This is a genomic window from Moorena producens PAL-8-15-08-1, assembly GCF_001767235.1.
Taxonomy (GTDB): domain Bacteria; phylum Cyanobacteriota; class Cyanobacteriia; order Cyanobacteriales; family Coleofasciculaceae; genus Moorena; species Moorena producens_A.
Genome location: NZ_CP017599.1, coordinates 1420587 through 1433746 on the forward strand (window position 1 = coordinate 1420587; position 13160 = coordinate 1433746).

Below are 13160 nucleotides of genomic sequence, written 5' to 3' on the forward strand. Positions count from 1 at the left end.
GTCGATGGCAATTCTCTTGGTGGACTGATTTTACTATAAGTTGCGAATTTAACCAATACTGCTAGGTATGCAATCAACAGGATTTAGAGTAATTGCCCGTTTGGGCAGCACCCTAGGAGCCAGTTTGAAAGGTTTACTATCTGGGGTGCATCTGAATATTTATAAAAAAGAAGGGGCCCGGGCGCGGGGAGTGTCCGGCCTGGGCGCAGGAATTTTATTAGAATTTTTGCCTAATTTCAAAGGTGCGCTCTTACCATTAAGAATTAAATTCGCGCTTATTGTCGCACCTAAAAGCGATGCAGCTTCGAAGGGATCCAGTGCTGCATCGCTTGTTCAAAGGATGGCTAGGATTTAGATATCACCTCACTAACTAAATTTCCCTTCATCTGTTTGTAGTCTTCAAGTTGCTTTTCTAGCTCAATATGCAGGTGATCAATCTCCTCTTTTTCCAGGATTTCTAAGATGGCTATGTTCAAGTCTTGCAGGGCATCAACGTAGAGGTCGGGATCAATCACAAATACCCTAAGCATAATCACACGAGCATTCTCTTCAATGTGGGAAAATAACACTACCATTTTCTGCTTGTGCAAGCCATCGATAGTGGGAATTGTTTCTTTAATAGCCTGACAAATTCGGGTAGTTTTATCAGCCGAAATACCATCAATTTTAAGATTGAAATTTATGCCCCACTGCAACGTATCGCTAGTCTTCCGTGACCAATTTTCCACAACTCCAGCAATCATTTTAGAATTGGGAACTTTTTTGATAGAACCCCAACTACAAAGAAGAAGTGTTGTACTTCTCAGACCAATACTGAGTATCTCAACAAAACCATTTATTCCGTCCACGACTACAAATTCACCGGGTTTATAGAGACCATCAGCGTAGATAATCACTGTACAACACCAGTCATAGATAATGTCTTTGAATAACAAACCTAAGGCGACACCTGCGCCACCGAGTAGACCGATCAGTGCACCAGCAGATGCCCCCAACAGAATCTCACTGGCTTTAATGGTAGCAATCAGCACTGCTGCGATCTGAAAAAGCCTTGGGAAGTAGGGCACGAACAAATCGTCGAGTTCAGTTTCAGTGTTGGCCGCCAATCCCGCTAGCAGCTCTCCCAGTAGTGGAGCAGCACGGTAAAGAATATAGGTGGCAATGAACAGAGCAGTCACAAACAGAATCTCGGGGATTTTCTCATTCTGTGCAGGAGTAAGATGGGTGCCCACAACTAGATGTACTACCCATAATCCAGCCAGCCAAATTAGCCAGCCTAATGGTTGCTTAAGAATCCTAATTAACTCATAGTCTAGGGTGGTTGTTGTTCGGCTAGTCAGACGCTCGAGTCTGTCAATGATTATTGAAGTGAACAAACCTCGCAATATCTGGGTAAGGACGAGGATGAGCACCACAATAACTATCGTGGCAACAGGAATGTTGGCGAGTTTGAAGTTGGTATCAAAGATCCTTTCTTTGATAAGGTTGATTGTATTGTTGAATGTAGTCTTAAGGTTTTCCATAGTTTCGACCAAAATACACTAACAGAGATCGACCTGTGCTTACTTAAATGGCAAGTCGATGGCAAGTCTCTTGGTGGAATGATTTTACTATAAGTGGCGAATTTACCGAATAGTGCTAGGTATGCAATAAATATGATTTAGAGTAATTGCTCGTTTGGGCAGCACCCTAGGAGCCAGTTTGAAAGGTTTACTATCTGGGGTGCATCTGAATATTTGTAAAAAAGAAGGGGCCCGGGCGCGGGGAGTGTCCGGCCTGGGCGCAGGAATTTTATTAGAATTTTTGCCTAATTTCAAAGGTGCGCTCTTACCATTAAGAATTAAATTCGCGCTTATTGTCGCACCTAAAAGCGATGCAGCTTCGAAGGGAGCCAGCGCTGCATAGCTTGTTCAAAGGATGGCTAGGATTTAGATATCACCTCACTAACTAAATTTGCCTTCATCTGTTTGTAGTCTTCAAGTTGCTTTTCCAGCTCAATATGCAGGTGATCAATCTGCTCTTTCTCCAGGATTTCTAAGATAGCTATGTTCAAGTCTTGCTTGGCAGAATGGTAGAGCTTGGTGTCAATCACAAATACCCTAAGCATAATCACACGAGCATTCTCTTCAATCTTGGAAAATACAACTGTAAATTTCTGCTTGTGCAAGCCATCGATAGTGGGAATTTTTTCTTTAATAGCCTGACAAATTCGGAGAGTTTGCTCCGCCGAAATTCCATCAATTTTAAGATTACCATTTATGCCCCACTGCAATGTATCAGCAGTCTTCTGTGACCAATTTTCCACAACTCCAGAAATCATTTTAGAATTGGGAACTTTTTTGATAGAACCCCAACTACCAATACGAAGTGTTGTACTTCTCAGACCAATACTGACTATCTTAACAAAACCACTTACTCCGTCCACCATTACAGAGTCACCGGGTTTATAGAGACCATCAGCGTAGATAATCACTGTACAACACCAGTCATAGATAATGTCTTTGAATAACAAACCTAAGGCGACACCTGCGCCACCGAGTAGACCGATCAGTGCACCGGCAGATGCCCCCAACAAAATCTCACTGGCTTTAATGGTAGCAATCAGCACTGCTGCGATCTGAAAAAGCCTTGGGAAGTAGGGCACGAACAAATCGTCGAGTTCAGTTTCAGTGTTGGCCGCCAATCCCGCTAGAAGCTCTCCCAGTAGTGGAGCAGCACGGTAAAGAATATAGGTGGCAATGAACAGAGCAGTCACAAACAGAATTTCGGGGATTTTCTGATTCTGTTCAGGAGTAAGATGGCTTGCCACAACTAGATGTACTACCCATAGTCCAGCCAGCCAAATTAGCCAGCCTAATGGTTGCTTAAGAATCCTAATTAACTCATAGTCTAGGGTGGTTGTTGTACGGCTAGTGAGACGCTCGAGTCTGTCAATGATTATTGAAGTGAACAAGCCTCGCAATATCTGGGTAAGGAGGAGGATGAGCACCACAATAACTATCGTGGAAAGAGGGATGTTGGCGAGTTTGAAGTCCGTATCAAAGATCCTTTCTTTGATTAGGTTGATTGTATTGTTGAATGTACCCTGAAGGTTTTCCATAATTTCGACTAAAATACAACAGCAGAGATCGGCCTGTGCCTAGTTAAATGGTAAGTCGATGACAAGTCTATTGGTGGATTGATTTTACTATAAGTGGGGAATTGACTAAGTTGCGAATTGACCCAATAGTGCTGGCATTGCTGAATCGTCGAAGGAATATGAGTGGGGTGGGCATCCTGCCTGCCCGGGAATTGTAACGGGCAAGATGCCCGTTCCACAGCAAGATGCCCGTTCCACAGCAAGATGCCCGTTCCACAGCAAGATGCCGGTTCCACAGTAAGATGCTTGTTAGACAGCAAGATGCCGGTTCCACAGTAAGATGCTTGTTAGACAGCAAGATGCTCATTCCACAAAACTATTCAAATCATTCCATTATTAAGCAAAGCCCTTGTGCCGATAGTTCCCAGGGTCGTGCCAAGACCAGATGCCTAGATCTCAAATAGCGATGCAGCCTCGCTGCATCGCTTGTTCAAAGGATTGCTAGGATTTATATGCCACTTCACTAACTAAATTTCCCTTCACCTCACTAACTAAATTTTCCTTCAGCTGTTTGTAGTCTTGGAGTTCCTTTCTAAGATAAACATGCAGGTGATCAATCTCCTCTTTCTGGAGGATTTCTAATATGGCTATGTTCAAGTCATTCATGGCAGCAAAATAGAGTTTTCGATCAAGACAAAATGCCCTAACTAGAATCACACGAGCATTCTCTTCAATGCTGGTTAATAAAACGAACATTTTCTGCTTGTGCAATCCATCAATAGAGGTAATTTTGTCTTTAATAGCCTGACAAAGTCGGGTAGTTTGCTCCCCTGAAATTCCATCAATTTTAAGAGTTAAATTTATCGCTCCCAACTCCAACGTATCGCCAGGATTCTGTGACCAATAATTGACCACAACTCCACCAATCATTTTAGAATTGGGAACTTTTTTGGTACCACCAACAGTAATAATACGAACCTTTGTGCTTCTCAGACCAATACTGAGTATCTCAACAAAACCATTTATTCCGTCCAATTCTACCCAGTCACCGGGTCTATAGAGACCATCAGCATAGATTACCACTGTACAAAACCAGTCATAGATAATGTCTTTTAATAACAAACCTAAGGCGACACCTGCGCCACCCAGTAGACCGATCAGTGCCCCAGCAGATGCCCCCAACAAAATCTCACTGGCTTTACTGGCAGCAATCAGCACTGCTGCGATCTGAAAAAGCCTTGGGAAGTAAGGGACTAACAAATCGTCGAGTTCAGTTTTAGTTTTTGCCGCCAATCCCGCTAGAAGCTCTCCCAATAGTGGAGCAGCACGGTAAATAATATACGTAGCAATGAACAGAGCGCTCACAGAGAGAATCTCGGGGATTTTCTGATTCTGTTCAGGACTAAGATGGCTTGCCACAACTAGATAGACTAGCCATAGTCCAGCCAGCCAAATTAGCCAGCCTAATGGTTGCTTAAGAATGCTAATGAACTCATCGTCTAGGGTGGTTTCTGTACGGCTAGTCATCCGCTCGATTCTGTGAATGATTATTGAAGTGAACAAGCCTCGCAATATCTGGGTGAGCAGGAGGATGAGCACCACAATAACTATTGTGGAAATAGGGATGTTGGCGAGCTTGAAGTCGGATTCAAAGATCCTTTCTTTGATTAGGTTGATTGTATTGCTAAATGTAGTCTTAAGGTTTTCCATAGTTTTGAGGAAAATACAACAGCATAGATCGACCTGTGCCTACCTAAATGGCAAGTCGATGGCAAATCCATTGGCGAAACGATTTTACTATAAGTGGGGAATTTAGCGAATCCTGCTAGGTATGTAATAAACAGGATTTCGAGCAATTGCCCGTTTGGGCAGCACCCTAAGAGCGAGTTTGAAACGTTGAATATATCGGGTGCATCTGATCTTTTTAAAAAAGAAGGGGCCCAGGCGCGGGCAGTGTCTGGCCTGGGCGCGGGAATTTGATTAGAATTTTTGCCTAGTTTCAAAGGTGCGCTCTTACCATTAAGAATTAAATTCGCGCTTTGGTGGGCGCCTCCTAGGGCGAGTAAATCGCCCTTGGGTCGCACCTTGAGGCAAAGCCGACGCGGGGCGCGAACGGGCGCGCACCTAAAAGCGATGCATCTTCGAAGGGAGCCAGTGCTGCATCGCTTGTTCAAAGCATTGCTAAGATTTAGATATCATCTCACTAACTAAATTTCCCTTCCTTTGTTTGTAGTCTTCAAGTTGCTTTTCCAGCTCAATATGCAGGTGATCAATCTCTTCTTTTTCCAGGATTTCTAAGATGGCTATGTTCAAGTCTTGCAGGGCATCAACGTAGAGGTCGGGATCAATCACAAATACCCTAATCATAATCACACGAGCATTCTCTTCAATGTGGGAAAATAAAACTACCATTTTCTGCTTATGCAAGCCATCGATAGTCGGAATGCTTTCTTTAATAGCCTGACAAATTCGGGTAGTTTGCTTCGCTGAAATTCCATCAACTTTAAGATTGAAATTTATGCCCCACTCCAACGTTTCGCCAATCTTCCGTGAGTAATTTTCCACAACTCCAGCAATCATTTTAGAATTGGGAACTTTTTTGATAGAACCCCAACTACAAAGAAGAAGTGTTGTACTTCTCAGACCAATACTGAGTATCTCAACAAAACCATTTATTCCGTCCACGACTACAAATTCACCGGGTTTATAGAGACCATCAGCGTAGATAATCACCGTACAACACCAGTCATAGATAATGTCTTTGAATAACAAACCTAAGGCGACACCTGCACCACCGAGTAGACCGATCAGTGCACCAGCAGATGCCCCCAACAAAATCTCACTGGCTTTAATGGCCGCAATCATCACTGCTGCGATCTGAAAAAGCCTTGGGAAGTAGGGCACGAACAAATCGTCTAGCTCAGTTTCAGTGTTGGCCGCCAATCCCGCTAGAAGCTCTCCCAGTAGTGGCGCAGCACGGTACAGAATATAGGTGGCAATGAACAGAGCGCTCACAAACAGAATTTCGGGGATTTTCTCATTCTGTGCAGGAGTAAGATGAGTGCCCACAACTAGATATACTAGCCATAGTCCAGCCAGCCAAATTAGCCAGCCTAATGGTCGCCTAAGAATCTTAATGAACTCATCGTCTAGGGTAGTTTCTGTACCGCTAGTTAGACGCTCGATTCTGTTAATGATTATGGCAGTGAACAAGCCTCGCAATATCTGGGTTAAGATGAGGATGAGCACCACAATAGCTATTGTGGAAACAGGGATGTTGGCGAGTTTGAAGTCCGTATCAAAGATCCTTTCTTTGATAACGTTGATTGTATTGTTGAATGTAGTCTTAAGGTTTTCCATAGTTTTTAGGAAAATGCAACAGCATAGATAGACCTCTGCCTAGTTAAATGGCAAGTCGATGGCAAGTCGATGACAAGTCTCTTGGTGGAATGATTTTACTATAAGTTCCGAATTTACCCAATCTTGCTGGGTATGCAATTTGGGATTGTGAGCCGCAAACAGGATTGAGAGCAATTGCCGGTTTCCGCCGCACCCTAGGAGCCAGTTTTAAAGGTTTAATATCTGTTTGTATAAAAACTATTCGGTCAATCAACACTGGATTTTACCGAAAAGTATTAGCTAGTAAAAGACGGCGGAAATAGGGATGCATTACTAGCTATTGGTTTGGCGATCGCGAATCAACTGCAATGAATCAACTGCCCAGTTTGGGTTGATTAGAGCCATGGGCTTGTAGAATCAAAGGTCTTGTGTCCATAGTTTCCAGGGTCTTGCCAGGAGCTGATGCCGAGATCTCGAATAGCGACGGATGCACCAACCTGAAGGGCTTCCCCCCCCACTCGCGCTTTTCATCAAGACAAGCATCAAGACAAGCCAGTTACTCCTGCTTGGCCAGACTTGTCAACCAAACTTGTAAACAATTAATTATCTATAAACGGCTACTTAAACTTGAAACTAAAACTTGATCATTTGCTAGACCTCCCAGAATGACTAGTTTATAGTCATCTCGTAAAGACGGACATAATACTAGCATGTTCTACTTGTGATATGGGTACCCTATTTCTAAAATTAATCTAAATTCTCTTATGTAGATGGCCAAAACAATACCCTATTGATTTGTTCTATTCCTAGCCTATCTCCCGATCTCCCCATCTCCCCATCTCCCCATCTCCCCATCTCCCCATCTCCCCATCTCCCCATCTCCCCATCTCCCCATCTCCTCATCTCCCCATCTCCGGAGCCCCACACTTTTATGATGGGTATTAAACCGGACTTGATATGAGGGGGATCAGGGGGATCAGCTTGTGATCAGCAAGTAACATCACCAGAAAGCAACTTGCTATCACAGACTTTTGCACTTTTGCATAAGTTCTATCTGTATGATTTACACTGATTCGCTGATTTCCTCAACTAGCTACTTATTGATTAAGGCTATTCTCAGTGAAAACTCATTAACCTAGGATTTAATAGATTCATGTAGACTGAAAATATCTTGAACTGAATGAGCAGTTACAAATGACGATTCACCCTCTCTAAAACTTATAAAATTGGAACGTTAAGAATAGCGTTAATGTTACTAACTATGGTAACTCTTGAGAGAAGATGTGATATAATTCGATTACTAATTATTTTTTAATTATAAAACTAATGCTATTTAAAAATCACCCTATTTCAAAATCACCAATTACCAATTACTTTTTAACCAGCTCATGAAAGTTTCATCCTCGACATCTCAAAATCTGCCCCAATCCAAGATACAGCTAGGACTAAGGTTAGGGATTGGGGCAATAGTTCTAGTGACAGCTGCCTTAATTTTGCTATTTACGCCGGTTGGGTCTTGGCTGAAGCTGGAAAATCTGAGATGGCTTCAGGAAAGCATGGGTATTTTTGGACCACTGGGGTACATTCTAATTTATATTGTTGCCACAGTACTAGCTGTTCCTGATGCGATTTTAACCTTTTCGGCTGGTGCTCTGTTTGGACTAATGCTCGGGACTTTGTGGACTGTGATTGGTGCTACTTTGGGAGCAACGGCTGCGTTTATGATTGCTCGCTTTGTTGCTGGTGATTGGGTTAAGTATAAGTTTCAGGACTCTCGTTTGGAGCAACTCAGTGAGGGAATTGAGAACAATGGTTTTTGGTTTGTGCTCTCCATTCGCCTGGCACCAATTTTTCCATTCAATGCCGTGAACTATTTGTTTGGCTTAACACCAATTCCTTTGCCCACTTATGTGATAGCCACCGCAGTGGGAATTATCCCGGCTACCTTTGCTTATGCTTGGTTAGGTCGCAGTGGTCTGGAAGCTATCAGCGGTAGTCCCCCCTGGCAACTGATCGGAGCACTAGTTGTATTAGCGGTGCTATCTACCACTCCCCTACTTTGGAAACAATCAAGACTTGGGCAATAACTGTATTTGTCGGGTGTGTTAATAACAGACCCTAGACCATCAGGGCGAATATAAAAGCGAATAAAAGTCGAGTTTTGCCTAAGTCCTGACCCTAAGTCCTAAGAATTTAAGGTGATTAAGGTAGAAGATTGATGAGATTGAACAGATTACTCAAAAGACGAAGCCTTTGGTTAGCGATCGCGCTATTTATTTTGGTGCTATTGTGTTACTCGACTCCTGTAAGAGCCTTATTTAACCAGAGGTTCCTAGTGCAACAGTTGCAAGGATTAGGCCATTGGGCAATCTGTTTATTTATCCTGGTTTATGCTCTGGCAACGGTTTTAGGAATTCCTGGCACAGTACTGACTATCGCTGGTGGTACAGTGTTTGGTTTAGTTTGGGGTACCTTCTGGTCTGTGATCGGAGCAACCTTAGGCGCATTGGGAGCATTTTGGGTAGCGCGTTACCTATTGCGAGATTGGGTTGAATACAAGTTCAGGCATCATAAAGCATTGGTCAGCTTCAATCAAGCAGTGATGCAAACACCTCTAATGTTTGTTTTAGCAGTACGCTTTGCCCCCATTTCTCCGTTTAATGTAGTGAATTTCTTGTTTGGTCTAACCCCGATTAGCTCGGTAGAGTATACCCTTGGCACTTTCTTTGGGATTATTCCTGGTACCCTCGCTTATACTTGGCTAGGAGTCACTGGGGGGGCAGCTTTGCAAGGAGGCGATCGCTTACCATTTTTCCTAGCACTGAGTTTCTTAGGTATACTGTCTGCCTTGCCACTGTTGGCAAAGCGAAAAAAGAAATAGTCTTCCTGTTGGCCATTCTCCTTTCCCATTCTCCTCATTTTCCGATCTTTCCCATCCTGCCTATCTCCCCTATCAATCCCAGGAAGTACCATGGCAAGAAAGCAACCTGGTATGAGTGGGTCAATAGGGAAAAAAATTTTCTGATCAACTACCCCCACTTGCTAGGCTTTTCCTGAAGCGTATCCGTAAGACCAGTAAAGAACAAGACAGGGATTTACGGGAATCTGTTAAATTTGTTAATATGAAGGGTGTAACCCCTCATCTTTTCCCTGAGGTCAGTGGAAAATGAAGGTTCTGTCAGTAGTCCCTTTGAACTTAAACTTTACTAGTTAAAGTTTTTACCTTAATTTTTAAAACGTTAAGTTTTCACAAGTCCGGTGATACCGAAGGTGAGTGCTTGCCATTCGTTTTGTATAGCAAGACACTTAAAGTGAGCGCCTCCTAGGCCGCGAGGGATTGCTCGCGGCCTAGGGTCGCACCTCAAAGTGTTTTTCACCAAGTGTTCTTCACCAAACTTTCACATTTTGGGGAAGAACTACTATACAATACTAGGGTTAGCCTTCCCAAGTTTTTCACAATGTGCGATTAAACTCCGTGATTGACTCCAAGAACATCTCAACCAAATACTAACTAATTTTCTATGCATGTTGATAGAGATAAGTGTCTGTTAATAGCTAATGGGGAATAGGTCATAGGTAATAAGTAATAGGTAATTACGATATACAAGTGTTGTTTAAGGGCAGCAATAGTATGATCCTCAATTGGAAATTGGCAATTACCTATTATCAGTTACCGATGATATATACCCGAATAACTATCTCTATCCGACCTTAGATATAGGCGTAAAAATTAGGTTTAAGGTTAAGTGGGGTAACGCTTCCAGAATCGTTTTTACCCCTAGGTCTATTGATAATCAAATATCCACCATTGGCGACTTTGAGATTGGCAGGAAATGACTAAAGAACAGTATTCTAAAAATTGGTTCAATGGACAATCGTTAATTATTACTTTTTGCCTGTTACCTTCTCTAGTAATTATCGTAGGAGTAATCAGCGTGTTAATGGAAAACAACAATTTTCGATTAACGGATTCCTCAAAAATTATTGTTAATCCAATAGAATCAATAATTAGTTGGTTCAACGACACGTCAGAGCGCAAAAAATCATTATCAAGTGTTGCTAAAACTAGTTCTGAACAACTAGTAGATAAAGCGTCAATGATCAATCAACTCATGCTTCCTATTATCACTGAATATGAAGAAAATGGACTAGGTATAGGTATAGACAAAATAAAGCCTGGTTTTGAGGCCATTGGTTTTACCTTTAACCAGGGAGAAACTATTCATAATCAAATTAATTTGATAGGCAACAATACGGGAGGTACAGTATTAATTAATATTCTGGGAAATGTTAACAATATAACTCAAGCCTCGATCGCCACTAAAATTCCCTATAAATACTCTCATGAAAGCCAAGCTGCTTTACTTTTAGGATTATTCATTAGGGTAGTATCACCGGAATGGGAAAATGGTATGGCTTGGATTAACTATGGATTGAAAGAACTTAGTGAAAACCAGAAAAATTTATTAATCACGGAACAAAAAAACTATCAGATTCACTTAAGGGTTGACCGAGAGGTAGATTTGGTGATTCTCACCATAAAATCCCGCTCTAAATCCTAAGGAAATAGTCACCTGTAATGGAAGCCAACTACAACAGATATGTTGAATTGCGTAATAAACCTTCACCACAATGGCTGATGTCTGTAGATATCTATTTTTTGGGAGATTACAACAGATAAAAGGCAACAGAAGCATAAACGTTTCTGTTGCCTTTTACGTAATGGTGAAGAGTTTTCAACCCTTAACACAAACAACCTGCTTCAGAGTTGCCACTACCTCAACTAGATCTGACTGATTAGCCATCACTTGATCAATTGGCTTATAAGCACCTGGGATTTCATCGATAACGTCCTTATCTTTACGGCACTCAACACCTTTAGTTTGCTCAACTAAATCATCAATGGTGAACTGCTTTTTTGCTTTGCTGCGAGACATTAAACGACCAGCACCATGAGCACAGCTGCAGTAACTGTCATGATTGCCTTTACCTTTAACAATGAAAGACTTTGCCCCCATGGAACCAGGGATGATACCATAGTCGTCGGTACGAGCTCGCACTGCTCCTTTTCGAGTGACATAAACCTCTTCGGAGAAATGCATTTCTTTCTCGGCATAGTTGTGATGGCAGTTAACTGACAACAAGGGCTTGAACGACTTACCACCAGCCAGATGTTTCTCAACAATTCGCTTGAAGCGAGCCATCATGATATCACGATTGTAACGGGCATAATTTTGCGCCCATTGCAAATCCCGCCAGTAGGCAGAAAATTCAGGGGTTCCTGCGACAAAGTATGCTAAATCTCGGTCAGGAAGGTTAGTATGTGCCAGCTTTGCTAATTCTTTAGCAGTATTAATGTGGCACTTAGCTAGCTGATTACCAATATGCCGTGAACCGGAGTGTAGCATCAGCCACACTTGGTTTTCGGTATCAAGACACAATTCAATGAAATGATTGCCACCACCAAGGGAACCGAGCTGTTTCATGGATTTTCCATCTAGCCGTTGCACACCTGGATGAAGTTCCTTAAAGTCACGCCAGCCTTGCCAGTTTACTACTGGTTTCTCTATATCTTTGTTTTCATTAAAGCCAACGGGAATAGCTGCTTCAATCTCCAAGCGAATCTTCTTGAGCTTGCCCTCCAATTGCTCTGCCACAAAAGGGGTTTTGATGGCAGACATGCCACAGTTGTGAACAAACACACCAGCAGTCAGGGCAAAGTTGTGATACTCTGGCACGTTTAGGCAGTAGACATCCTGTCTTTCCTGAAGTGGTAAGATCTTGACGACTTTGTGATTTGCCCCCCCTACCAGATTTGAGCTTGGATGCTCGGCAGGAGCAAGGTTATGGTGATCAATATGGTGGTCAATGACTGTTCTATGACCTGGAAAAGATGGTACTCTTCCTGACAATTGAGATTCTAACCATTCAGTGGCAGGGATATCAGTGGTAGGGATATCAGTGGTAGGGATATCAGTGGCAGGGATATCAGAGGAAGAGATAATCCCATCTGCCTTTTGCCATCTTCCAGAATAGGGTTGCTGGATTAAGGTGTAACCATCTTTATCGATTTGGGAGTAGAAAGGCATCAAGGATGTCCCTGGTTTGAGGTCACGGGCTTCCCGGTAACTGCCATCCCTGAGCATGAATCGATGATCGGGAGTACATTTAATTTCTTGTGAGTTGTCGAGAACGACCTTTAAGAGTAGTTGGTTACGGCGGGTTAATTTGGCTGTAGCCTTAGCTGCGACAATTTTTCCGGTTTGTGTGCAGGAGTAGACAATAATTTCTCGCTGACTGCTGGCTAGTGCTTCGAGGGTGTAAGATTTGCCATCAACCAAGGGAACGAGGGTATCACCTGTAAAACAACCAATATCTACCCCGACCGCTGCTGGCAGGATGGCATCTTTGGTGGCAATTACAGAGCCAACTAATGAGCCTTTACCTAGGTGAACGTCTGGCATTAATGCGACGTGCTTAAACACAAATGGCAGAGACGCCACATTTTTCGCCATTTGGGTTTCCTGAGCAGCTAGGGAGTGATTCGCCCAAGACAGCACAGGTTTTGGGGTGGAGAGGTCTAGTTTTTCGTAAGGCATAACAATAATTATCTTTGTTTTATATTACATACATAATACACAATAACTACAAGATTGTCCATAAACTTGAATCTAAGGATCAGGTGATCATCACAAGTTTTCTTGAAGCAATCTGTGGACAGTTTAGTAACTGTCACACTATC

General features: G+C 42.7%; 12 protein-coding genes. 6 read left to right on the forward strand and 6 right to left on the reverse strand.

Features of this window, described 5'->3' with window-relative positions; translation table 11 throughout:
* Positions 1–67 precede the first annotated feature (67 nt).
* Positions 68–355 carry a hypothetical protein gene (locus BJP34_RS05435; RefSeq protein WP_070391466.1) on the forward strand — a complete coding sequence of 96 codons (288 nt, stop codon included), beginning with the start codon at positions 68–70 and terminating at the stop codon, positions 353–355.
* On the opposite strand, the gene BJP34_RS05440 is transcribed toward BJP34_RS05435, so the two are convergent.
* Positions 345–1523: a mechanosensitive ion channel family protein gene (locus BJP34_RS05440; protein ID WP_070391467.1), complete on the reverse strand. Its 1179-nt coding sequence runs from the start codon at positions 1521–1523 to the stop codon at positions 345–347. The two genes, BJP34_RS05435 and BJP34_RS05440, sit on opposite strands and share 11 nt — an antisense overlap.
* A gap of 178 nt (positions 1524–1701) precedes the next feature.
* Here BJP34_RS05440 and BJP34_RS05445 point away from each other — a divergent pair, with 178 nt between their 5' ends.
* On the forward strand, positions 1702–1905 hold the full coding sequence (locus BJP34_RS05445) for a hypothetical protein (protein ID WP_149030816.1): 204 nt from the start codon (positions 1702–1704) through the stop codon (positions 1903–1905).
* A gap of 16 nt (positions 1906–1921) precedes the next feature.
* Here the strand turns inward: BJP34_RS05445 and BJP34_RS05450 are convergent, their stop codons facing one another.
* Positions 1922–3100: a mechanosensitive ion channel family protein gene (locus BJP34_RS05450; RefSeq protein ID WP_070391469.1), complete on the reverse strand. Its 1179-nt coding sequence runs from the start codon at positions 3098–3100 to the stop codon at positions 1922–1924.
* A gap of 224 nt (positions 3101–3324) precedes the next feature.
* Between BJP34_RS05450 and BJP34_RS47060 the strand changes: the two genes are divergently transcribed.
* Complete coding sequence (locus tag BJP34_RS47060; RefSeq protein WP_149030817.1) at positions 3325–3543, forward strand: hypothetical protein; 219 nt, start codon at positions 3325–3327, stop codon at positions 3541–3543.
* Between the two features lie 37 nt (positions 3544–3580).
* Here the strand turns inward: BJP34_RS47060 and BJP34_RS05455 are convergent, their stop codons facing one another.
* The 3 genes from BJP34_RS05455 to BJP34_RS42485 form a co-directional block, all read right to left on the reverse strand.
* Positions 3581–4789: a mechanosensitive ion channel family protein gene (locus BJP34_RS05455; RefSeq protein WP_070391470.1), complete on the reverse strand. Its 1209-nt coding sequence runs from the start codon at positions 4787–4789 to the stop codon at positions 3581–3583.
* A gap of 471 nt (positions 4790–5260) precedes the next feature.
* Entirely contained in the window at positions 5261–6439 is a 1179-nt protein-coding gene (locus BJP34_RS05460) for a mechanosensitive ion channel family protein (RefSeq protein ID WP_070391471.1), read from the reverse strand.
* 741 nt (positions 6440–7180) lie between these two features.
* Positions 7181–7321: a hypothetical protein gene (locus BJP34_RS42485; RefSeq protein WP_158517027.1), complete on the reverse strand. Its 141-nt coding sequence runs from the start codon at positions 7319–7321 to the stop codon at positions 7181–7183.
* Positions 7322–7806: 485 nt separating this feature from the next.
* On the opposite strand from BJP34_RS42485, the gene BJP34_RS05465 reads away from it, so the two are divergent.
* From BJP34_RS05465 to BJP34_RS05480, 3 genes are all read left to right on the forward strand, one after another.
* Positions 7807–8505: a TVP38/TMEM64 family protein gene (locus tag BJP34_RS05465; protein ID WP_083305017.1), complete on the forward strand. Its 699-nt coding sequence runs from the start codon at positions 7807–7809 to the stop codon at positions 8503–8505.
* A 131-nt stretch (positions 8506–8636) separates the two neighbouring features.
* On the forward strand, positions 8637–9299 hold the full coding sequence (locus BJP34_RS05470; protein ID WP_149030818.1) for a TVP38/TMEM64 family protein: 663 nt from the start codon (positions 8637–8639) through the stop codon (positions 9297–9299).
* A gap of 952 nt (positions 9300–10251) precedes the next feature.
* The gene (locus tag BJP34_RS05480) at positions 10252–10980 is read left to right on the forward strand and encodes a hypothetical protein (protein ID WP_070391474.1); all 729 of its coding nucleotides are present in this window, start codon (positions 10252–10254) and stop codon (positions 10978–10980) included.
* 174 nt (positions 10981–11154) lie between these two features.
* Here the strand turns inward: BJP34_RS05480 and BJP34_RS05485 are convergent, their stop codons facing one another.
* Positions 11155–13017 carry an RtcB family protein gene (locus BJP34_RS05485; RefSeq protein WP_070391475.1) on the reverse strand — a complete coding sequence of 621 codons (1863 nt, stop codon included), beginning with the start codon at positions 13015–13017 and terminating at the stop codon, positions 11155–11157.
* Between the last annotated feature and the right edge of the window lie 143 nt (positions 13018–13160).

What these genes read in the sequence shown, in the direction of transcription:
- BJP34_RS05435 (WP_070391466.1), top strand. Translation starts at nt 68, where the DNA reads ATGCAATCAACAGGATTTAGAGTAATTGCCCGTTTGGGCAGCACCCTA.
- BJP34_RS05440 (WP_070391467.1), bottom strand. Translation starts at nt 1,523, where the DNA reads ATGGAAAACCTTAAGACTACATTCAACAATACAATCAACCTTATCAAA.
- BJP34_RS05450 (WP_070391469.1), bottom strand. Translation starts at nt 3,100, where the DNA reads ATGGAAAACCTTCAGGGTACATTCAACAATACAATCAACCTAATCAAA.
- BJP34_RS47060 (WP_149030817.1), top strand. Translation starts at nt 3,325, where the DNA reads ATGCCCGTTCCACAGCAAGATGCCCGTTCCACAGCAAGATGCCGGTTC.
- BJP34_RS05455 (WP_070391470.1), bottom strand. Translation starts at nt 4,789, where the DNA reads ATGGAAAACCTTAAGACTACATTTAGCAATACAATCAACCTAATCAAA.
- BJP34_RS05460 (WP_070391471.1), bottom strand. Translation starts at nt 6,439, where the DNA reads ATGGAAAACCTTAAGACTACATTCAACAATACAATCAACGTTATCAAA.
- BJP34_RS42485 (WP_158517027.1), bottom strand. Translation starts at nt 7,321, where the DNA reads ATGAGGAGATGGGGAGATGGGGAGATGGGGAGATGGGGAGATGGGGAG.
- BJP34_RS05465 (WP_083305017.1), top strand. Translation starts at nt 7,807, where the DNA reads ATGAAAGTTTCATCCTCGACATCTCAAAATCTGCCCCAATCCAAGATA.
- BJP34_RS05470 (WP_149030818.1), top strand. Translation starts at nt 8,637, where the DNA reads ATGAGATTGAACAGATTACTCAAAAGACGAAGCCTTTGGTTAGCGATC.
- BJP34_RS05480 (WP_070391474.1), top strand. Translation starts at nt 10,252, where the DNA reads ATGACTAAAGAACAGTATTCTAAAAATTGGTTCAATGGACAATCGTTA.
- BJP34_RS05485 (WP_070391475.1), bottom strand. Translation starts at nt 13,017, where the DNA reads ATGCCTTACGAAAAACTAGACCTCTCCACCCCAAAACCTGTGCTGTCT.